The 21206-nt window shown below is 66.1% G+C and carries 26 protein-coding genes; all 26 read right to left on the bottom strand.

The genetic code is table 11. The features are described 5' to 3' along the window. Window positions 1–2 precede the first annotated feature (2 nt). On the bottom strand, window positions 3–185 hold the full coding sequence (rpmD, locus tag AB0B64_RS22810; protein ID WP_080043226.1) for a 50S ribosomal protein L30: 183 nt from the start codon (window positions 183–185) through the stop codon (window positions 3–5). Window positions 186–187: 2 nt separating this feature from the next. Further along, window positions 188–817 (bottom strand): 30S ribosomal protein S5, encoded by a 630-nt coding sequence (gene rpsE, locus AB0B64_RS22805; RefSeq protein ID WP_049572667.1) that lies wholly within the window; start codon window positions 815–817, stop codon window positions 188–190. 27 nt (window positions 818–844) lie between these two features. Then, window positions 845–1228 (bottom strand): 50S ribosomal protein L18, encoded by a 384-nt coding sequence (rplR, locus tag AB0B64_RS22800; RefSeq protein ID WP_225293936.1) that lies wholly within the window; start codon window positions 1226–1228, stop codon window positions 845–847. Window positions 1229–1230: 2 nt separating this feature from the next. Then, entirely contained in the window at window positions 1231–1773 is a 543-nt protein-coding gene (gene rplF, locus AB0B64_RS22795) for a 50S ribosomal protein L6 (RefSeq protein ID WP_225293938.1), read from the bottom strand. A gap of 16 nt (window positions 1774–1789) precedes the next feature. After that, window positions 1790–2188: a 30S ribosomal protein S8 gene (rpsH, locus tag AB0B64_RS22790; RefSeq protein WP_192789898.1), complete on the bottom strand. Its 399-nt coding sequence runs from the start codon at window positions 2186–2188 to the stop codon at window positions 1790–1792. 168 nt (window positions 2189–2356) lie between these two features. Further along, a complete protein-coding gene (locus tag AB0B64_RS22785; RefSeq protein ID WP_090769707.1) occupies window positions 2357–2542 on the bottom strand; it encodes a type Z 30S ribosomal protein S14 in 186 nt (61 codons plus the stop codon). Window positions 2543–2544: 2 nt separating this feature from the next. After that, on the bottom strand, window positions 2545–3120 hold the full coding sequence (gene rplE, locus AB0B64_RS22780; RefSeq protein ID WP_225293940.1) for a 50S ribosomal protein L5: 576 nt from the start codon (window positions 3118–3120) through the stop codon (window positions 2545–2547). Beyond that, a complete protein-coding gene (gene rplX / locus AB0B64_RS22775) occupies window positions 3120–3422 on the bottom strand; it encodes a 50S ribosomal protein L24 (protein WP_225293984.1) in 303 nt (100 codons plus the stop codon). Before rplX ends, rplE begins: the two co-directional genes overlap by 1 nt. Window positions 3423–3430: 8 nt before the next feature. Beyond that, window positions 3431–3802, bottom strand: a complete 372-nt coding sequence (gene rplN, locus AB0B64_RS22770) for a 50S ribosomal protein L14 (RefSeq protein WP_225293942.1) — start codon at window positions 3800–3802, stop codon at window positions 3431–3433. 191 nt (window positions 3803–3993) lie between these two features. Further along, entirely contained in the window at window positions 3994–4290 is a 297-nt protein-coding gene (gene rpsQ, locus AB0B64_RS22765) for a 30S ribosomal protein S17 (RefSeq protein WP_219539595.1), read from the bottom strand. Beyond that, on the bottom strand, window positions 4283–4519 hold the full coding sequence (gene rpmC, locus AB0B64_RS22760) for a 50S ribosomal protein L29 (protein WP_214633180.1): 237 nt from the start codon (window positions 4517–4519) through the stop codon (window positions 4283–4285). The genes rpsQ and rpmC overlap by 8 nt, the downstream gene beginning before the upstream one ends. Continuing rightward, entirely contained in the window at window positions 4519–4938 is a 420-nt protein-coding gene (gene rplP, locus AB0B64_RS22755; protein ID WP_219539596.1) for a 50S ribosomal protein L16, read from the bottom strand. The genes rpmC and rplP overlap by 1 nt, the downstream gene beginning before the upstream one ends. Window positions 4939–4940: 2 nt before the next feature. Beyond that, entirely contained in the window at window positions 4941–5795 is an 855-nt protein-coding gene (gene rpsC, locus AB0B64_RS22750; protein ID WP_357948170.1) for a 30S ribosomal protein S3, read from the bottom strand. After that, window positions 5795–6148: a 50S ribosomal protein L22 gene (rplV, locus tag AB0B64_RS22745; protein ID WP_219539598.1), complete on the bottom strand. Its 354-nt coding sequence runs from the start codon at window positions 6146–6148 to the stop codon at window positions 5795–5797. Before rplV ends, rpsC begins: the two co-directional genes overlap by 1 nt. 32 nt (window positions 6149–6180) lie before the next feature. Continuing rightward, complete coding sequence (gene rpsS, locus AB0B64_RS22740; protein ID WP_225293946.1) at window positions 6181–6459, bottom strand: 30S ribosomal protein S19; 279 nt, start codon at window positions 6457–6459, stop codon at window positions 6181–6183. Between the two features lie 11 nt (window positions 6460–6470). Further along, entirely contained in the window at window positions 6471–7307 is an 837-nt protein-coding gene (gene rplB / locus AB0B64_RS22735) for a 50S ribosomal protein L2 (protein ID WP_225293948.1), read from the bottom strand. A gap of 104 nt (window positions 7308–7411) precedes the next feature. Continuing rightward, window positions 7412–7714: a 50S ribosomal protein L23 gene (rplW, locus tag AB0B64_RS22730; RefSeq protein WP_221519391.1), complete on the bottom strand. Its 303-nt coding sequence runs from the start codon at window positions 7712–7714 to the stop codon at window positions 7412–7414. After that, window positions 7714–8376 carry a 50S ribosomal protein L4 gene (rplD, locus tag AB0B64_RS22725; protein ID WP_357948166.1) on the bottom strand — a complete coding sequence of 221 codons (663 nt, stop codon included), beginning with the start codon at window positions 8374–8376 and terminating at the stop codon, window positions 7714–7716. The genes rplW and rplD overlap by 1 nt, the downstream gene beginning before the upstream one ends. Continuing rightward, window positions 8373–9026 (bottom strand): 50S ribosomal protein L3, encoded by a 654-nt coding sequence (rplC, locus tag AB0B64_RS22720; RefSeq protein WP_225293952.1) that lies wholly within the window; start codon window positions 9024–9026, stop codon window positions 8373–8375. Before rplC ends, rplD begins: the two co-directional genes overlap by 4 nt. A 14-nt stretch (window positions 9027–9040) precedes the next feature. After that, a complete protein-coding gene (gene rpsJ / locus AB0B64_RS22715; RefSeq protein ID WP_012887830.1) occupies window positions 9041–9349 on the bottom strand; it encodes a 30S ribosomal protein S10 in 309 nt (102 codons plus the stop codon). A 271-nt stretch (window positions 9350–9620) separates the two neighbouring features. After that, window positions 9621–10814, bottom strand: a complete 1194-nt coding sequence (tuf, locus tag AB0B64_RS22710; protein ID WP_225293953.1) for an elongation factor Tu — start codon at window positions 10812–10814, stop codon at window positions 9621–9623. A gap of 150 nt (window positions 10815–10964) precedes the next feature. Beyond that, window positions 10965–13064, bottom strand: a complete 2100-nt coding sequence (gene fusA / locus AB0B64_RS22705; RefSeq protein ID WP_357948162.1) for an elongation factor G — start codon at window positions 13062–13064, stop codon at window positions 10965–10967. A gap of 39 nt (window positions 13065–13103) precedes the next feature. Then, a complete protein-coding gene (gene rpsG, locus AB0B64_RS22700) occupies window positions 13104–13574 on the bottom strand; it encodes a 30S ribosomal protein S7 (protein WP_138670613.1) in 471 nt (156 codons plus the stop codon). A gap of 2 nt (window positions 13575–13576) precedes the next feature. Further along, the gene (gene rpsL, locus AB0B64_RS22695; protein ID WP_214633169.1) at window positions 13577–13951 is read right to left on the bottom strand and encodes a 30S ribosomal protein S12; all 375 of its coding nucleotides are present in this window, start codon (window positions 13949–13951) and stop codon (window positions 13577–13579) included. Between the two features lie 650 nt (window positions 13952–14601). Beyond that, complete coding sequence (locus AB0B64_RS22690) at window positions 14602–18477, bottom strand: DNA-directed RNA polymerase subunit beta' (protein ID WP_357948159.1); 3876 nt, start codon at window positions 18475–18477, stop codon at window positions 14602–14604. 17 nt (window positions 18478–18494) lie between these two features. Continuing rightward, the coding region (gene rpoB, locus AB0B64_RS22685; RefSeq protein WP_358179464.1) for a DNA-directed RNA polymerase subunit beta at window positions 18495–21206 on the bottom strand (2712 nt) is incomplete at its 5' end.

Here is a 21206-nt window from a genome sequence, read left to right as displayed (position 1 = left end):
GACTAGTCGACCTCTTCCACCTCGACGAGGTGCGTCACCACGGAGACCATGCCGCGAATCTCGGGCCGGTCCTCCTTGACGACGACATCGCCGATTCGCTTCAGGCCAAGCGAACGCAGCGAGTCACGCTGGTTCTGCTTGCCACCGATCTTCGAGCGAACCTGAGTGATCTTCAGGCGTGCCATGACTAGCTCACCGCCTTGGCGGCCGCCGCTTCGGCGATGCCTTCGCGCTGAGCCTTCAGCATCCGGGCCGGAGCGACGTCCTCGATCGGCAGACCACGGCGGGCGGCGATCTCCTCGGGCCGGGAAAGACCCTTCAGAGCCGCCACCGTGGCGTGCACGATGTTGATGGGGTTGTCCGAGCCGAGCGACTTGGACAGGACGTCGTGGATGCCGGCGCACTCCAGAACGGCGCGCACCGGGCCACCGGCGATGACGCCGGTACCGGCGGAAGCCGGACGCAGGAAGACGACACCGGCCGCCTCCTCACCCTGCACGGTGTGCGGGATGGTGCCCTGGATCCTCGGGACCTTGAAGAAGTGCTTCTTGGCCTCTTCGACGCCCTTGGCGATGGCCGCGGGTACTTCCTTGGCCTTGCCATAGCCGACGCCGACCAGGCCGTTGCCGTCACCGACGACGACGAGGGCGGTGAAGCTGAAGCGACGACCACCCTTCACGACCTTGGCCACTCGGTTGATCTTCACTACGCGCTCGATGTACGAGACGCCCTTGTCGGCGGCGCCACCGCGGCGATCGTCACGACGGTCCCGCCGCTCGCCACCGGTGCCGCCACCGCGACGCGGAGCTGCAGCCATCAGTGGTTCCTCATCTCAGTTGCCATATCAGAACTCGAGCCCACCTTCGCGGGCGCTGTCCGCCAGAGCGGCGATGCGCCCGGCGTAGCGGTTGCCACCGCGGTCGAACACGACCGCCGTGATCCCGGCTTCCTTGGCCCGCTGAGCGAGGAGCTCGCCGACCTTCTTGGCCTTCTCGGTCTTGTCAGCCTCGAGCGTGCGCAGCGCGGAGTCCATGGTGGACGCGCTCACCAGCGTGTGGCCGACGGAGTCGTCCACGATCTGCACGAACAGGTGACGAGTCGAACGGTTGACGACCAAGCGCGGACGCGCGGCCGTACCGACGACGTTCTTGCGGACGCGGCGGTGACGGCGGGCCCGCGAGACGGTGCGGGCAGCCGTGTGCTTGCCGAACGCAGTCTTCGGAGCCATGCCTACTTACCAGCCTTTCCGACCTTGCGGCGGATCTGTTCGCCCTGGTAACGCACGCCCTTGCCCTTGTACGGGTCAGGCTTGCGCAACTTGCGGATGTTGGCCGCGACCTCGCCGACCTTCTGCTTGTCGATGCCGTCCACGTGGAACAGGGTCGGCTTCTCGACGCGGAAGGTGACGCCCTCAGGGGCGTCGACGATGACCGGGTGACTGAAGCCCAGTGCGAACTCCAGCTGCGTCGGGCCCTTGGCCTGAACGCGGTAACCGACGCCGACGATCTCCAAGGTCTTGGAGTAGCCCTGCGTGACGCCCTGCACCATGTTGGCGATCAGCGTCCGCGACAGGCCGTGCAGCGCACGGACCTTGTTCTCGTCGTTGGGCCGGGTGACGGCGATGGCGCCGTCGTCATCGCGACCCACCGTGATGGGGTCCGCGACTGTATGAGAAAGCGTGCCCTTCGGGCCCTTGACCTGGACATCCTGGCCGCTGATCGCGATGTCAACGCCGCTCGGCACAGGGATGGGCAGCCGTCCGATTCTCGACATGCTGTGTTCCTCCCCTCTACCAGACGTAGGCGAGGACTTCCCCGCCCACGCCACGCTTGCCGGCCTGCTTGTCGGTCATGAGACCGGCGGACGTCGAGATGATCGCGACACCCAGCCCTCCCAGAACGCGAGGCAGGTTGTCCTTCTTCGCATACACCCGCAGACCGGGCTTCGACACCCGGCGCAGACCCGCGAGCGACCGCTCACGGGTAGGCCCGAACTTGAGCTCCACCACGAGGTTCTTGCCAACCTTGGCGTCTTCGACGGTCCAAGCCTGGATGTAACCCTCCTGCTGGAGGATCTCGGCGATGTGCGCCTTGATCTTCGAATACGGCATGGTCACGCTGTCGTGATACGCCGAGTTCGCATTACGCAGACGCGTCAGCATGTCTGCGATCGGGTCGGTCATCGTCATGGCCAGTGGCCTTCCTCGCCGCGGTTTCCAGTCGGTGAAGCGGAGCTCTACCGGTGGACCTTCGGCGCGGTCATGGGTGCTCTCTGGGAGAGCACCCGGTTTGACAGTTCTACATATGTACGGCGAGCAGCCCCCACGGGGGCGACACGTGGCCGCCCCCTAGGGTAACTACCAGCTGGACTTGGTGATGCCGGGCAGCTCGCCCCGGTGCGCCATCTCACGGAAGCACACGCGGCAGAGCCCGAACTTGCGGTAGACGGCGCGGGGCCGGCCACAACGCGTGCAGCGGGTGTACGCCCGGACTTCGAACTTCTGCTTACGCCCTGCCTTGGCGATCAGCGACTTCTTCGCCATGATCAGGCCTCCTTGAAGGGGAACCCGAGGAGCTTCAGCAGCGCCCGGCCCTGGTCGTCGGTCTTCGCGGTGGTCACGACCGTGATGTCCATGCCCCGCGGCCGGTCGACCTTGTCCTGGTCGACCTCGTGGAACATGACCTGCTCGGTCAGACCGAACGTGTAGTTGCCGTTGCCGTCGAACTGCTTGGGCGACAGGCCACGGAAGTCCCTGATGCGGGGCAGCGCCAGCGACAGCAGCCTGTCGAGGAACTCCCACATCCGGTCGCCGCGGAGCGTGACGTGCGCGCCGATCGGCATGCCCTCGCGCAGCTTGAACTGGGCGATGGACTTGCGCGCCCGGACGACGGCCGGCTTCTGGCCGGTGATCACGGTGAGGTCGCGCACAGCGCCCTCGATGAGCTTCGAGTCGCGAGCCGCCTCGCCGACACCCATGTTGACCTTGATCTTCACCAGGCCGGGGATCTGCATGACGTTCTCGATGCCGAAGTCCTCGCGAAGCTTGGCCGCGATCTCCTCGCGGTACTTCGTCTTGAGGCGCGGCGTCGGACGCTCGGTCTCAGTGGTCGTGGCAGTCATCAGCTGTCCTCACCCGTCTCGTCGGCCTTGTCCTCGGCCTTCTTGTCGGCGGGCTTGTCCTCGCGCTTCTCGTCCTTGAGCTTCTTCACGTTGCTCACGTGGATGGGAGCCTCCATGGTCTGCACGCCGCCGGTCTTGGCGCCACGCGGGCCCTGGTGGGTCTCCTTGGTGTGCTTCTTGATCATGTTGACGCCCTCGACCACCACGCGGTCTTCCCGCGGGAGGGTGGCGATGACATGACCCTTGGCACCCTTGTCCTTGCCGGTGATGACCTGGACGAGGTCGCCCTTCTTCACATGCAGCTTCGGCATTACAGCACCTCCGGCGCGAGCGAGATGATGCGCATGAACTTCTTGTCGCGCAGCTCACGGCCCACCGGGCCGAAGATACGGGTGCCGCGAGGGTCACCGCTGTCCTTGATGATGACGGCGGCGTTCTCGTCGAAGCGGATGTAGGAGCCGTCCGGCCGGCGGCGCTCCTTGGCCGTGCGGACGATGACGGCCTTGACCACGTCGCCCTTCTTGACGCCGGTGCTACCGGGCAGGGCATCCTTGACGGTGGCGACGATGACGTCGCCGATACCGGCGTAGCGTCGGCCCGAGCCACCGAGAACGCGGATGCAAAGAATCTCCTTGGCACCCGTGTTGTCGGCGACCTTGAGCCGCGACTCCTGCTGGATCACTGTTTTCTCCTGATTAGTCGCGCCGGTTCTCGTCGATGCCGAGCCTGGCGGAACCTCTATGGTCTTTTTCCTCCGGCCACAGCCCTGGAGCCGCACCGCAGGCGACGCGAGGCCGGAGCCTCGCGTCCTTGGACACCGTCATGGGGGCTTGGCGGCCCCCACGAGGCGCGTATATCCGAGAAGCCGTTAGGTTACTTGGCCTTCTCGAGGATCTCCACGACCCTCCACCGCTTGGTGGCGGAGAGGGGGCGGGTCTCCATCAGCAGCACGCGGTCGCCGACGCCACAGGCGTTGGCCTCGTCGTGCGCCTTGTACTTGGTCGTACGGCGGATGACCTTGCCGTACAGACGGTGCTTGACCCGGTCCTCGACGGCGACGACGACGGTCTTGTCCATCTTGTCGCTGACGACCAGGCCCTCACGGACCTTGCGGAAGTTCCGCGCGTCGTCGTTCGTCTCGGTGGTCTCTGTGGTCTCGGTCTCAGCCATCGCTCGTCTCCTTCTCGACCGTGATGATGCCAAGCTCGCGCTCGCGCATCACGGTGTAGATACGGGCGATCTCGCGGCGGACGGCGCGCAGCCGCCCGTGGCTCTCCAACTGTCCGGTCGCTGCCTGGAAGCGGAGGTTGAACAGCTCCTCCTTGGCTTCCTTGAGCTTCTGGACCAGGGTGTCCTCGTCCTCGACTCGCAGCTCGCCGGCGGTCAGGCCCTTAGCCATCACGCCTCACCAACTTCACGCTTAACGATCTTGCACTTCATGGGCAGCTTGTGGATCGCGCGAGTGAGTGCCTCGCGGGCAACCGACTCGGCGACACCGGAAAGCTCGAACATGACGCGACCCGGCTTGACGTTGGCGATCCACCACTCGGGCGAACCCTTACCGGAACCCATGCGGGTCTCAGCCGGCTTCTTGGTCAGCGGGCGGTCGGGGTAGATGTTGATCCACACCTTTCCACCACGCTTGATGTGACGGGTCATCGCAATACGAGCCGACTCGATCTGGCGGTTGGTCACGTAGGAGTGCTCAACAGCCTGGATGCCGAACTCGCCGAACACGACCCTGGTGCCACCCTTGGCGGCGCCACTGCGGTCGGGCCGGTGCTGCTTGCGGTGCTTGACCCTGCGCGGGATCAGCATGGTCAGCTCCCTTCAGCACCCGGCTGCGCAGCCGGGCCGGTCTCGGGGGCAGCCTGTGAGGCCGCCTCAGTCCTGGGGGCACGGTCGCCACGACCGCCACCGCGACGGGCGCCACCGGCGCCACCACGGCGCGGACGGTCGCCACCGCCACCGCCGCCACCGCGACGGTCGTCACGCTCGCGACGCTGGCCGGCACGTGCGCCGGCAGCCGCCGCCTCGCGCTCGGCGCGGCTCGTGGGCGCCTCGCCCTTGTAGATCCACACCTTCACGCCGATGCGGCCGAAGGTGGTGCGGGCCTCGTAGAAGCCGTAGTCGATGTCCGCGCGGAGCGTGTGCAGCGGCACGCGGCCCTCGCGGTAGAACTCCGACCTCGACATCTCGGCGCCGCCAAGACGACCGGAGCACTGCACCCGGATGCCCTTGGCGCCGCTCTTCATGGCCGACTGCATCGCCTTGCGCATGGCGCGGCGGAACGAGACACGGCTGGAGAGCTGCTCGGCGACACCCTGCGCGACGAGCTGGGCGTCGATCTCGGGGTTCTTCACCTCGAGGATGTTGAGCTGAACCTGCTTCTTGGTCAGCTTCTCCAGGTCGCCACGGATCCGGTCGGCCTCCGCGCCGCGACGGCCGATGACGATGCCCGGCCGGGCGGTGTGGATGTCGACCTGGACGCGGTCGGTCGTGCGCTCGATCTCCACCTTGGAGATACCGGCCCGCTCCATGCCCTTCTGCAGCATGCGACGGATCGACACGTCCTCGGCGACGTACGACTTGTACAGCTTGTCGGCGTACCACCGGCTCTTGAAGTCGGTCGTGATGCCGAGGCGGAACCCGTGCGGGTTAACCTTCTGGCCCACTATCGGGTCCTTCCCTTCGGCTCGCGGGACTCCACGATCACGGTGATGTGGCTCGTCCGCTTGTTGATCCGATAGGCACGACCCTGGGCACGCGGACGGAACCGCTTCAGCGTCGGGCCCTCGTCGACCCACGCCCGGCTCACGAAGAGCGTCTGGGGGTCGAGATCGAAGTTGTGCTCTGCGTTTGCCATGGCGCTCGAGAGCACCTTGTAGATCGGCTCGCTCGCCGACTGGGGAGCGAACTGCAGCACGGCCTGCGCCTCCGAAGCGGGCAGCCCGCGAATAAGGTCCACCACACGGCGGGCCTTGAGGGGCGTGACGCGGACGAACCGCGCCTGAGCCCTGGCTTCCATCGCTTACTCCTCTTAACTGCTTCTGAAGGCGTTTATCGCCGGCTGCGGCGGTCTTCCTTGACGTGGCTGCGGAAGGTGCGCGTCGGGGCGAACTCTCCCAGCTTGTGGCCGATCATCGACTCGGTGACGAACACCGGGACGTGCTTGCGGCCATCGTGTACGGCGATCGTGTGCCCGAGCATGTCAGGCACGATCATGGAGCGCCGCGACCACGTCTTGATAACGGTCTTGGTGCCCTTCTCGTTCTGGGCGTCCACCTTCTTGGCGAGGTGGCCGTCCACGAAGGGACCCTTCTTAAGGCTACGTGGCATATCGGCTGCTCCTACCGCTTCTTCCTCTTGCTCCGGCGGCGGATGATCAGCCGGTCGCTGGACTTGTTGGCCTGGCGGGTGCGGCCCTCGGGCTTGCCCTTCGGGTTCACCGGGTGGCGACCACCGGAGGTCTTACCCTCACCACCACCGTGCGGGTGGTCAACGGGGTTCATGGCGACACCACGGACGGTCGGGCGCTTGCCCTTCCACCGCATACGGCCGGCCTTGCCCCAGTTGATGTTGGCCTGCTCGGCGTTACCGACCTGACCCACCGACGCCCGGCAGCGCACGTCGACCATGCGCATTTCGCCGGACGGCATACGCAGCGTGGCGTACTGGCCTTCCTTGGCGAGCAGCTGGATCTGAGCGCCCGCGGAGCGGCCGAGCTTGGCGCCGCCGCCCGGACGGAGCTCCACCGCGTGGATGAAGGTACCCGTCGGGATGTTGCGCAGCGGCAGGCAGTTGCCCGGCTTGATGTCGGCCCCGGCGCCGTTCTCGATGCGGTCGCCCTGCTTGAGGCCGGTCGGCGCGATGATGTAGCGCTTCTCGCCGTCGGCGTAGTGCAGCAGAGCGATGTTGGCGGTGCGGTTGGGGTCGTACTCGATGTGAGCGACCTTCGCCGGGATGCCGTCCTTGTCATGCCTACGGAAGTCAATGATCCGGTAGGCGCGCTTGTGACCGCCGCCTTGGTGGCGCGCGGTGACCCGGCCGTGTACGTTGCGGCCGCCCTTGCCATGAAGGGGCGCAAGCAACGACTTCTCGGGCGTGCTGCGGGTGATCTCGGAGAAGTCCGAGACACTCGACCCGCGGCGACCCGGAGTCGTCGGCTTGTACTTACGGATGCCCATCTTTTTCGTTCATCCTTCGTCGGTTACATGGGTGAGCCCGCCGCACGGACGTGCGACGGTCTCGACCCCTGGCAGGCCGTACGGCCCGCCTACTTCTATGGCTGCTAGCCGATCTGACCGAAGATGTCGATCCGATCGCCCTCGACCAGGCTCACAATCGCGCGCTTGGTGTCGGGACGCTTGCCGAAACCGGTGCGGGTGCGCTTGCGCTTGCCCTGCCGGTTGATCGTGTTCACGCTGGTGACCTTGACCCCGAAGATCTGCTCGACGGCGATCTTGACCTGGGTCTTGTTCGCGGTCTTCTTCACCAGGAACGTGTACTTGTTGTTCTCATCGATCAGGCCGTAGCTCTTCTCAGAGACGACCGGCTTGATGATGACGTCGCGCGGGTCGGCGATCTTCTCCATCAGGCGTCTGCCCCTTCACTCGAATTGGCCGACCCTGCCGACAGCCGCGCCACGACCTGGTCGTACGCCTCCTGGGTGAAGACCACGTCGTCGTGGCAGAGCACGTCGTAGGTGTTGAGCTGCCCGGAGTCCAGCAGGTGGACCTCGGGAGCGTTGCGCAGGCTCAGCCAGGTCAGCTCGTCGGCCTCGTCGACGACGAGGAGGACGGTCCTGGACTGGGTGATCTTACGCAGGGCCTCGAGAGCCGCCTTGGTCTTCGGCGTCTCGCCGGTGACCAGGCCGCTCACCACGTGCACGCGACCGCCGCCGGCCCGGTCCGACAGGGCGCCACGCAGGGCGGCGACCTTCATCTTCTTGGGCGTCCGCTGCGAGTAGTCGCGCGGCACCGGGCCGTGGACGACGCCACCACCGGTGAACTGCGGCGCGCGGGTCGAGCCCTGACGGGCGCGACCGGTGCCCTTCTGGCGGTACGGCTTCTTGCCGCCGCCCCTGACCTCGCCACGGGTCTTGGCCTTGTGGGTGCCCTGCCGGCGAGCGGCGAGCTGGGCCACGACCACCTGGTGGATCAGCGGAATGTTGACCTTGGCGCCGAAGATGTCTTCGGGCAGGTCGACGGTGCCGGCCTTGCTACCGCTGGCGTCGAGGACGTCAATGCTGGTCACTTGGCAGCCCCCTTCTTAGCAGCGGTACGGACGAGGACCAGGCTGCCGTTGGCGCCGGGGATCGCACCCTTGATCAGGATGAGACCGTTCTCGACGTCGATGGCGTGAACCTTGAGGCTCTGCACGGTGGTGCGGACGTTACCCATCCGACCAGCCATGCGCAGACCCTTGAATACGCGGCCCGGGGTGGCGCAGCCACCGATGGAACCCGGCGAGCGGTGCTTGCGCTGCGTACCGTGCGACGCGCCCAGACCCTTGAAGCCGTGCCGCTTCATGACACCGGCGAAGCCCTTGCCCTTGCTCTTGCCCGTCACATCGACGAACTGGCCGGCCTCGAAGGTGTCGGCCAGCAGTTCCTGGCCCAGGGTGTAGTCGCTCGCGTCGTCGGTGCGGATCTCCGCGAAGTAACGGCGCGGGGTGATGTCGTGCTTACGCAGGTAGTCGCCGAGCGGCTTGTTGACCTTCCGCGGGTCGACCTGTCCGAAGCCGAGCTGAACGGCGGAATAGCCATCCTTGTCGGCGGTGCGGACCCTGGTCACCACGCACGGACCGGCCTCCACCACGGTCACCGGAACCATCCGGTTGTCCGCGTCGAAGACCTGGGTCATGCCGAGCTTCTTGCCCAGGACGCCCTTGATCGTCTTAGCCATGTCAGTGCGTTCCCTCAGAGCTTGATCGAAATGTCGACGCCCGCGGGGAGGTCGAGCCGCATGAGCGAGTCGACGGTCTTGGGCGTCGGGTCGATGATGTCAATCAGCCGCTTGTGCGTGCGCATCTCAAAGTGCTCGCGGCTGTCCTTGTACTTGTGCGGCGAGCGGATGACGCAGTACACGTTCTTCTCGGTCGGCAGCGGCACCGGGCCCGCGACCTTCGCGCCAGTCCGCGTCACCGTCTCGACGATCTTCTTGGCCGAGCTGTCGATGACCTCGTGGTCATAGGCCTTAAGCCGGATGCGGATCTTTTGTCCCGCCATAGTGGCCTCGGTGTCCTTCGCTGTCGTCTGAAAAAGTATCGTGCGGCCTGTTGCCGCTGTTCGTGCAGGTCGAACCCGCACGGCCCCACGTGACAGACGTTGTCGATCTGCCGTTTTCTTCCGTGATCCGGCAGTTACTTCGGTCACTCCGAAGCCACTGCGAGATCACGGCTTTCCCGTGGAGCCTGAGGGCGGAAGCCGTAGGGACTCCTGCCCTCGTGGCGCGGCGGTCGGCCTTCTTCCGAGGGCCGACCGCCGCCCCGCGATCGTACTACTTGATGATCTTGACGACCCGGCCGGCGCCGACGGTGCGGCCACCCTCACGGATCGCGAACTTCAGACCGTCCTCCATGGCGATGGGCTGGATCAGCTCAACGCGCATTTCGGTGTTGTCGCCCGGCATGACCATCTCGGTGCCCTCGGGGAGGTGCACGACACCGGTCACGTCAGTCGTACGGAAGTAGAACTGCGGGCGGTAGTTGTTGAAGAACGGCGTGTGGCGGCCGCCCTCGTCCTTCGACAGGATGTAGACCTGGCCGTCGAACTCGGTGTGCGGGGTGGTCGTGCCCGGCTTGATGATGCACTGGCCGCGCTCGACGTCGTCGCGCTTGATACCACGGAGCAGCAGCGCGGCGTTGTCGCCCGCGTGACCCTCGTCGAGCATCTTGTTGAACATCTCGATGCTGGTGACGGTGGTGGTCGTCTTCTCCGGCTTGATGCCGATGATGTCGACCTGCTCGTTGATCTTGACGACACCGCGCTCGATACGGCCGGTGACGACCGTGCCACGACCGGTGATCGAGAAGACGTCCTCGACCGGCATGAGGAACGGCTTGTCCGTCTCACGGGGCGGCTCGGGCACGTTCTCGTCGACCGCGTTCATCAGCTCGATGATGCTGTCGGCCCACTTCGAGTCGCCCTCGAGAGCCTTGAGCGCGGAGACGCGGACGACCGGCAGGTCGTCGCCGGGGAACTCCTGAGCGGACAGGAGCTCACGGACCTCGAGCTCGACGAGCTCCAGGATCTCCTCGTCATCGACCATGTCGGCCTTGTTGAGGGCCACGACGATGTAGGGGACGCCGACCTGGCGGGCCAGGAGGACGTGCTCCTTCGTCTGCGGCATCGGGCCGTCAGTGGCGGCGACCACGAGGATCGCACCGTCCATCTGCGCGGCACCGGTGATCATGTTCTTCACGTAGTCGGCGTGACCGGGGCAGTCCACGTGGGCGTAGTGGCGCTTCTCGGTCTGGTACTCGACGTGCGCGATGGAGATCGTAATTCCGCGGGCCTTCTCCTCGGGCGCCTTGTCGATCTTGTCGAACGGCGTCGCCTTGTTCAGCTCGGGGAAACGGTCGTGAAGCACCTTGGTGATCGCCGCGGTGAGCGTGGTCTTACCGTGGTCGATGTGCCCAATGGTGCCGATGTTCATGTGCGGCTTGTTCCGCTCGAACTTGGCCTTGCCCACTGGTTCTCTCCTTGAGAATCTGTCTGACTTTCGTCTACACACTCGGGCCCGGGTGATCCCGAACCCCTAGACGGTGGGGCGGCTCGCACCGCCCCACCAGAGGCCGAAGCCCCTTTACGGCTTGGCGAGGCCCAGCCGGGGGTCCCGGGACTATTCGCCCCGGGCCTTCGCGACGATCTCCTTGGCGATGCCCGGGGGCACCTCCGAGTAGGAGTCGAACTGCATGCTGTAGCTCGCGCGCCCCTGCGTCTTGCTACGCAGGTCGCCCACGTAGCCGAACATCTCAGAAAGCGGTACGAGCGCCGAAACGACACGGGCTCCCGCCCGCTCGTCCATCGCCTGGATCTGTCCGCGGCGACCGTTGAGGTCACCGATGACGTCACCCATGTAGTCCTCGGGCGTGGTGACCTCGACGGCCATCATCGGCTCGAGGAGTACAGCATCGGCCTTGCGAGCGGCCTCCTTGAAGGCCATCGAGCCGGCGATCTTGAAGGCCATTTCCGAGGAGTCGACGTCGTGCGCGGCACCGTCGATCAGCGTCACCTTCACGCCCACCATCGGGTAGCCGGCCAGCACGCCGAACTCGGCGGCCTCCTGAGCACCCGCGTCGACCGAGGGGATGTACTCCCTCGGGACACGGCCACCGGTGACCTTGTTCTCGAACTCGTAGCCGTCGTTGCCTTCGCCCAGCGGCTCGAGCTTGATGATGACCCGCGCGAACTGGCCGGACCCACCCGTCTGCTTCTTGTGGGTGTAGTCGACCTTGTCCACCGTGCGGCGGATGGTCTCGCGGTAGGCCACCTGCGGACGACCGACGTTGGCCTCGACCTTGAACTCGCGACGCATACGGTCGACGAGGATCTCCAGGTGAAGCTCGCCCATGCCCCAGATGACCGTCTGGCCGGTCTCCTCGTCACGACGGACCTGGAAGGACGGGTCCTCCTCGGCCAGCCGCTGGATCGCGGTCGACAGCTTCTCCTGGTCGCCCTTGGTCTTGGGCTCGATCGCGACGTTGATGACCGGAGCCGGGAACGTCATCGACTCGAGCACGACCTGGTTGGCCGGGTCGGACAGGGTGTCGCCGGTCGTGGTGTCCTTGAGACCCATGACGGCGACGATCTGACCGGCGGAGGCCACCGGGCGCTCCTCACGCTTGTTAGCGTGCATCTGGTAGATCTTGCCGATCCGCTCCTTCTTGCCCTTCACCGAGTTCACGACCTGTGAACCCGCCTCGAGCGTGCCGGAGTAGATGCGGATGTAGGTGATCTTGCCCAGGTGCGGGTCGCTCGCGATCTTGAAGGCCAGCGCGGAGAACGGCTCGGCCGGGTCCGCGTGACGTACGACGACCTTGTCCTCGTTGCCGACCGCGTGGCCCTCGAAGGCCGGGATGTCGGTCGGCGCGGGGAGGTAGGCGACCACCGCGTCGAGCAGGGGCTGCACGCCCTTGTTCTTGAACGCGGTGCCGGTGAGAACCGGGTTGATGGCGCTGGACAGCGTCGCGCGGCGGATGGCCGCGACCAGCTGCTCCTCGGTGGGCTCGATGGCCTCGAGGAAGAGCTCCATCATCTCGTCGTCGTTCTCGGCGACGGTCTCGACGAGCTTGTCACGCCACTCGCGAGCTGCCTCGGCGTGGTCGGCCGGGATGTCGACGACGTCGTACATCTCGCCCTTGGCCGCGTCCTCGCTCCAGAGCAGGCCCTTCATCTTCACCAGGTCGATGACGCCGCGGAAGCCGGCCTCGACGCCCCAGGGAAGCTGGATGACCGCGGGAGTCGCGGCAAGACGGGTGACCATCATGTCGACGCAACGGTGGAACTCCGCGCCGACCCGGTCCATCTTGTTCACGAAGCAGATGCGGGGGACGTTGTAGCGGTCGGCCTGACGCCACACCGTCTCTGACTGCGGCTCGACGCCCGCGACACCGTCGAACACGGTGACCGCACCGTCGAGGACACGAAGGTTGCGCTCGACCTCGATGGTGAAGTCGACGTGGCCCGGGGTGTCGATCAGGTTGATCGTGTGACCGGCCCACTCGCAGGTCGTCGCGGCAGACGTGATCGTGATGCCACGCTCCTGCTCCTGCTCCATCCAGTCCATGGTGGCTGCGCCGTCGTGGACTTCACCGATCTTGTAGTTGATGCCGGTGTAGAACAGGATGCGCTCAGTCGTGGTGGTCTTACCCGCGTCAATATGGGCGATGATCCCGATGTTTCGGACCTTCGCCAGGTCAAGGGCGGTCGTTGCGGCCACTTCTCTCGCGTCCTCGTCGTCTCGTCGAACCCGCCGGGGTTACCAGCGGTAGTGGGCGAAGGCCTTGTTGGACTCGGCCATCTTGTGGGTGTCCTCGCGCTTCTTGACGCTCGCCCCGAGGCCGTTGCTGGCGTCGAGGAGCTCGTTCATGAGGCGCTCGGTCATGGTCTTCTCGCGGCGGGCGCGGGAGTACTGCACCAGCCAGCGCAGGGCCAGGGTCGTGCTGCGCGCGGCGCGCACCTCGACCGGCACCTGGTAGGTCGCGCCACCAACGCGACGGCTGCGGACCTCGAGGGTCGGCTTGACGTTGTCAAGCGCGCGCTTCAGGGTGACGACCGGGTCGTTGCCCGTCTTGTCCCTGCAGCCCTCAAGGGCGCCGTACACGATCGACTGCGCGATGGAACGCTTGCCGTCCAGGAGCACCTTGTTGATCAGAGCGGTGACCAGGGGCGAGCTGTAAACCGGGTCAGACATGAGCTGACGGCGGCCGGGAGAACCCTTGCGAGGCATAGTTAGCTCTTCTCCCTCTTCGCGCCGTACTTGCTGCGAGCCTGCTTGCGGTTGCGGACACCCTGGGTGTCCAGCGAACCGCGAATGATCTTGTAGCGGACACCCGGCAGGTCCTTCACACGACCGCCGCGCACGAGCACGATGGAGTGCTCCTGCAGGTTGTGGCCCACACCCGGGATGTACGCCGTGACCTCGATGCCGTTGGTGAGCCGCACACGGGCCACCTTGCGCAGTGCCGAGTTGGGCTTCTTGGGGGTCGTGGTGTAAACGCGCTGGCATACACCTCGCCGCTGCGGATTCGCCCTTAGGGCAGGAGTCTTGGTCTTGGCGACCTTGTCCTGCCGGCCCTTGCGGACCAACTGCTGAATAGTGGGCACTGCCACTCCGTTTCGTGCCTTGGCCGGTAATACGTCTGTTGTTCATTCGCAGGTTCTGCCGGTGTCATGACCTGCTGGTTTTCCCTGTCTCGGCGCCCCCGCGCTCGGGCGTGTCGCGCACTTCGCACAGACACATCCGAGGGGACTTCGAGCCAGGAAGCCGTCCGACGCTCCCAAATATGAGCGCACAGCCGAGAGCCCGCTAACGACGGGCACGATGCTCTAGACTACCCAGGCCCACGCGACACGTCAAAGCAGCGCGACAAAGCGGACTCGCTTCTGTCACTACTGCTGGTCGCTGGGCCTCTTCGATGCATGCCCGGCTACTGCTCCGCGCCTATTGTATCCGGCCCGCGGAGTATTTGGTCGCGCTTCACCAGGATGACTCGCGCGGCAGACCACACGGCCATGCGGGCGCTGGATGGACATACTGGGCATCAACCTGGCGAGGTAGCCCCGCTACCCTCCGACCACCCAGGCGGCCCACAGCGCGCACGTAGCGGCGCCCAGCCCCGTAAACCGGAGGAGCGTGCCCCTGGAGGGAGCCCGGCCCTGTATGGCGGATGGGGCCCACCGGGCCGGCCGTAACGACAAAACAAAGCACCGCGCCCGGATCACCAAGACCCGGACGCGGTGCTTCGAAGAGCTGACTAGCGGTTGTACTGACCGAAGTCGTACTCCTCCAGCGGAACGGCCTCGCCGCTACCGGTGCCGAAGGTGTAGTCCGCCGCGGAACCGTCGTATCCACCAACGGTGTACATGGCCGCCTTGGCCTCTTCGGTCGGCTCGACCCGGATGTTGCGGTACTGGGGCATGCCCGTACCGGCCGGGATGAGCTTACCGATGATGACGTTCTCCTTCAGGCCCAGGAGCGAGTCGGACTTGGCGTGGATCGCCGCGTCCGTCAGGACCCTGGTCGTCTCCTGGAAGGAGGCCGCCGACAGCCACGACTCGGTGGCGAGCGACGCCTTCGTGATGCCCATGAGCACCGGACGACCGGCGGCCGGAGAGCCGCCCTCCGCCACCGTCTCGCGGTTCATCTGCTCGAAGCGCGGACGCTCGACGAGCTCGCCGGGCAGCAGGTCGGTCTCGCCGGACTCCAGCACGTTCACGCGCTTGAGCATCTGCCGCACGATGATCTCGATGTGCTTGTCGTGGATCGACACACCCTGCGAGCGGTAGACCTGCTGGACCTCCGCCACCAGGTGCAGCTGCACGGCCCGCGGGCCGAGGATGCGCAGCACCTCGTTGGGGTTGACCGCACCGGCGACCAGCTGCTGGCCGACCGTCACGCGCATGCCGTCAGAGACGAGCAGGCGCGAACGCATCGAGACCGGGTAGGCGATCTCCTCCGAGCCGTCGTCCGGAGTGATGACGAGCTTGCGGGACTTGTCGGTCTCGTCGATGCGGACCCTGCCCTCGGCCTCGGAGATCGGGGCGACACCCTTGGGGATGCGCGCCTCGAAGAGCTCCTGGACACGGGGCAGACCGTGGGTGATGTCCGCGCCCGCCACACCACCGGTGTGGAAGGTACGCATCGTCAGCTGCGTGCCCGGCTCACCGATCGACTGGGCGGCGATGATGCCGACCGCCTCGCCGACGTCGACGAGCTTGCCGGTCGCCAGCGAGCGGCCGTAGCAGGTCGCGCAGACGCCGATCTTGGCCTCGCAGACGAGCGCGCTGCGCGTGCGGACGGTCTCGATGCCGGCCTCGACCAGCGCGGTGACGTGGTTGTCGTTGATGTCGACACCCGCCGCCACGATGACCTTGCCGTCGACCTCGACGTCCTCGGCCAGGATGCGGCCGTGCACGTTGGACTCGGCGTTCTCCGCCTTGACCAGGTTGCCCGAGGAGTCCCGCTCGCCGACGTGCAGCGGGACCGCGCGGTCGGTGCCGCAGTCGATCTCACGCACGATGACGTCCTGCGCGACGTCCACCAGACGACGGGTCAGGTAACCCGAGTCGGCGGTACGCAGGGCGGTGTCGGCCAGACCCTTCCGCTGTCCGTGGGTGGAGATGAAGTACTCCAGCACCGACAGGCCCTCGCGGAACGAGGCCTTGATCGGACGCGGGATCGTCTCACCCTTGGTGTTGGACACCAGGCCACGGATGCCGGCGATCTGACGCACCTGCATCTTGTTGCCTCGGGCACCGGAGTTGACCATCATCCAGACCGGGTTGGTCGCCGGGAAGGCGTTGACCATGTCGGTCTCGACGTCGGCCGTGGCGTGCGTCCAGATCTCGATGAGCTCCTGACGGCGCTCCTCGTCGGTGATCAGGCCGCGCTCGTACTCGCGCTGGACCTTGTCGGCCCGGCGCTCGTAGTTCTCCATGATGTCGGCCTTGTTCGGCGGCGCGACGACGTCGTCGATCGAGATCGTGACGCCGGAACGGGTCGCCCAGCGGAAGCCGGCGTCCTTGAGCGCGTCGAGCGAGTTGGCCACGTCGACCTTGGGGTAGGTCTCGGCCAGCTCGTTCACGATCGTGGACAGCTGCTTCTTGCCGACCTGGAAGTTGACGAACGGGTAGCTCGCCGGGAGCGTCTGGTTGAACAGGCACCGGCCGAACGTCGTCTCCAGGCGGATCGGGTCACCCTGCTCCCAGCCCTCCGGCGCGACCCACTCACGGGGCGGCAGGACGTCCTTGAGCCTGATCTGGATCTTCGCCTGAATCTCCAGCTCGTGGCGGTCGAAGGCCATCTGGGCCTCGGCGATCGAGCCGAAGACCCGGCCCTCGCCGTTGGCGCCGTCCTTGTGGGTGGTCAGCCAGTAGAGGCCGATGACCATGTCCTGGGTGGGCATCGTCACGGGCTTGCCGTCGGCCGGCTTGAGGATGTTGTTGGTCGAGAGCATCAGGATGCGTGCCTCGGCCTGGGCCTCAGCCGACAGCGGCAGGTGCACGGCCATCTGGTCGCCGTCGAAGTCCGCGTTGAACGCGGTGCAGACGAGCGGGTGGATCTGGATGGCCTTGCCCTCGACCAGCTGCGGCTCGAACGCCTGGATGCCCAGGCGGTGGAGCGTCGGAGCACGGTTGAGCAGCACGGGGTGCTCGGTGATGACCTCTTCGAGCACGTCCCACACGACCGGACGCGCCCGCTCGACCATCCGCTTGGCCGACTTGATGTTCTGGGCGTGGTTGAGATCGACCAGCCTCTTCATCACGAACGGCTTGAACAGCTCCAGCGCCATCTGCTTGGGCAGACCGCACTGGTGCAGCTTGAGCTGCGGGCCGACGACGATGACCGAACGGCCGGAGTAGTCGACTCGCTTGCCCAGCAGGTTCTGGCGGAAGCGGCCCTGCTTGCCCTTCAGCATGTCGCTGAGGGACTTGAGCGGACGGTTGCCGGGACCGGTGACCGGGCGACCGCGACGGCCGTTGTCGAACAGCGCGTCGACGGCCTCCTGGAGCATCCGCTTCTCGTTGTTCACGATGATCTCGGGGGCACCGAGGTCGAGCAGACGCTTGAGGCGGTTGTTCCGGTTGATGACCCGGCGGTACAGGTCGTTCAGGTCGGAGGTCGCGAACCGGCCACCGTCGAGCTGCACCATCGGGCGCAGGTCCGGCGGGATGACCGGAATGCAGTCGAGCACCATGCCGCGCGGCGAGTTGGTGGTGTTGAGGAACGCCGACACGACCTTGAGCCGCTTGAGCGCGCGGGCCTTCTTCTGGCCCTTGCCGCTGCGGATCGTCTCGCGCAGGTTCTCAGACTCGACGTCGAGGTCGAAGCTGATCAGACGGTCCTGGATCGCCTGCGCGCCCATGCCGCCCTTGAAGTAGCGGCCGAAGCGGTCGCGCATCTCGCGGTAGAGCAGCTCGTCGCCCTCAAGGTCCTGGACCTTGAGGTTCTTGAAGCGGCTCCAGACCTCGTCGAGCCGGTCCAGCTCGCGCTGGGCCCGGTCGCGAAGCTGACGCATCTCGCGCTCGGCGCCCTCGCGAACCTTGCGGCGCTGGTCGCCCTTGGCGCCCGCGGCCTCCAGCTCGCCCAGGTCGCCTTCGAGCTTCTTCTGCCTGGCCTCGACGTCGGCGTCACGGCGCTGCTCGATGTGCTGCCGCTCGACGGAGATCTTCGCCTCCAGCGAGGGCAGGTCACGCTCACGCATCTCGGTGTCGACATGCGTGATCATGTACGCCGCGAAGTAGATGACCTTCTCCAGGTCCTTCGGGGCGAGGTCGAGCAGGTAGCCAAGGCGAGACGGGACGCCCTTGAAGTACCAGATGTGCGTGACGGGCGCGGCCAGCTCGATGTGGCCCATCCGCTCACGACGCACCTTGGCGCGAGTTACCTCGACGCCACAGCGCTCACAGATGATGCCCTTGAACCGGACGCGCTTGTACTTGCCGCAGTAGCACTCCCAGTCGCGGGTCGGACCGAAGATCTTCTCGCAGAAGAGCCCGTCCTTTTCCGGCTTGAGGGTGCGGTAGTTGATGGTCTCTGGCTTCTTTACCTCGCCGTGCGACCACTGACGGATGTCGTCGGCCGTCGCGAGGCCGATCCTGAGCTCGTCGAAGAAGTTGACGTCTAGCATTTTGTGCGATCTCCCCCTCAGACTTCTTCCACGCTGCTCGGCTCACGCCGGGACAGATCGATGCCGAGCTCTTCCGCGGCGCGGAAGACGTCCTCGTCGGTGTCGCGCATCTCGATGGACATGCCGTCGCTGGAGAGCACCTCGACGTTCAGGCACAGCGACTGCATTTCCTTGATGAGGACCTTGAAGGACTCGGGAATTCCCGGCTCGGGGATGTTCTCGCCCTTGACGATCGCCTCGTAGACCTTCACGCGGCCCAGGACGTCGTCGGACTTGATCGTCAGCAGCTCCTGAAGGGCGTAGGCAGCGCCATAGGCCTCCAGAGCCCACACCTCCATCTCACCGAAGCGCTGGCCACCGAACTGGGCCTTACCGCCGAGCGGCTGCTGGGTGATCATGGAGTACGGGCCGGTCGAACGTGCGTGGATCTTGTCGTCGACCAGGTGGAGCAGCTTGAGGATGTAGATGTAGCCGACCGAGATCGGGTACGGGAACGGCTCGCCGGAGCGGCCGTCGAACAGTTTGGCCTTACCGCTCTGCTGGACCATGCGGTCCCCGTCGCGGTTGGCGATGGTGTTGTCGAGCAGCCCGACGATCTCTTCCTCGTGGGCGCCGTCGAAGACCGGGGTGGCCATGTTGGTGCGCGGGGCGACCTTCTCGAAGCCCTTGTCACGCAGCCGTTCGGCCCAGGCCTCCTGGACCCCGGAGATGTCCCAGCCGCGGGCGGCGATCCAGCCGAGGTGGGTCTCCAGCACCTGGCCGACGTTCATCCGGCCGGGCACGCCCAGCGGGTTGAGGATGATGTCGACCGGGGTGCCGTCCTCCAGGAACGGCATGTCCTCCACGGGCAGGATCTTGGAGATGACGCCCTTGTTGCCGTGCCGGCCGGCCAGCTTGTCGCCGTCGGTGATCTTCCGCTTCTGGGCCACGTACACGCGGACCAGTTCGTTGACGCCGGGCGGCAGCTCGTCGCCTTCCTCACGGGAGAAGACGCGGACGCCGATGACCTTGCCCTGCTCGCCGTGCGGCACCTTCAGCGAGGTGTCGCGGACTTCGCGGGCCTTCTCACCGAAGATCGCGCGCAGCAGCCGCTCCTCCGGGGTCAGCTCGGTCTCGCCCTTCGGGGTGACCTTGCCGACCAGGATGTCGCCGGGTACGACCTCGGCGCCGATGCGGATGATGCCGCGCTCGTCGAGGTCGGCCAGGACCTCTTCGGAGACGTTCGGGATGTCCCGGGTGATCTCCTCCGGGCCCAGCTTGGTGTCGCGGGCGTCGACCTCGTGCTCCTCGATGTGAATCGAGGACAGGACGTCGTCCTGGACCAGCCGCTGGGACAGGATGATCGCGTCTTCGTAGTTGTGACCCTCCCACGGCATGAACGCCACCAGCAGGTTCTTGCCCAGGGCCATCTCACCGCTGTCGGTGCACGGACCGTCGGCGATGACCTGGTTGACCTCCACCCGGTCGCCCTCGGCCACGATCGGCTTCTGGTTGAACGACGTGCCCTGGTTGGAACGCTTGAACTTGGCGACACGGTAAGTCGTACGGGTGCCGTCGTCGTTCATCACGGTGACGTAGTCGGCCGAGACCTCCTCGACCACACCCGCCTTCTCGGCGCTGATGACGTCGCCCGCGTCGGTCGCGGCACGGTATTCCATGCCGGTGCCGACCAGCGGCGCCTCGCTCTTGAGCAGCGGCACGGACTGCCTCTGCATGTTGGAGCCCATGAGCGCGCGGTTGGCGTCGTCGTGCTCCAGGAACGGGATCATCGCCGTGGCGACCGACACCATCTGGCGCGGCGACACGTCGATGTAGTCGACCTCGTCGGCCCGCGCCAGCTCGGTCTCGCCACCCTTGGTACGGACCAGGACCCGCGCGTCGGCGAACGTGCCGTCAGGGTTGAGGATCGTGTTGGCCTGCGCCTTGACGAAACGGTCTTCCTCATCGGCGGTCAGGTAGTCGATCTGCTCGGTCACCTTTCCGTCGATGACCTTGCGATAAGGCGTCTCGACGAAACCGAAGGCGTTGATCCGGCCATAAGAGGCCAGCGAACCGATCAGGCCGATGTTCGGGCCTTCCGGCGTCTCGATCGGGCACATCCGGCCGTAGTGCGACGGGTGCACGTCACGAACCTCGAAACCGGCCCGCTCACGCGACAGACCACCAGGACCCAGCGCGGACAGACGCCTCTTGTGCGTCAAGCCGGCCAGCGGGTTGGTCTGGTCCATGAACTGCGACAGCTGGGAGGTGCCGAAGAACTCCTTGATCGACGCCACGACCGGGCGGATGTTGATCAGGGTCTGCGGCGTGATCGCCTCGACATCCTGGGTCGTCATCCGCTCGCGCACGACGCGCTCCATACGGGCCAGACCCAGGCGGACCTGGTTCTGGATGAGCTCGCCAACGCTGCGCAGGCGGCGGTTGCCGAAGTGGTCGATGTCGTCGACCTCGACGATCACGGTGTCGATCGGCGCCTCGGCGGCGGCCGGCATCGACTCCTCGCCGGCGTGCAGCCGGACGATGTACTCGATCGTGGCGACGACGTCCTCTTCGGTCAGCGTCCCCTGGCTGATCTCACTGCCGACCCCGAGCTTCTTGTTGATCTTGTAGCGACCGACCTTGGCCAGGTCGTACCGCTTGGGGTTGAAGTACAGGTTCTCCAGCAGGGTCTGCGCCGACTCCTTGGTCGGCGGCTCACCCGGACGCAGCTTGCGGTAGATGTCCAGCAG

The organism is Nonomuraea sp. NPDC049129 (assembly GCF_040648495.1).
Taxonomy (GTDB): Bacteria; Actinomycetota; Actinomycetes; order Streptosporangiales; family Streptosporangiaceae; genus Nonomuraea.
This window is presented reverse-complemented; position numbering and strand designations above follow the sequence as displayed.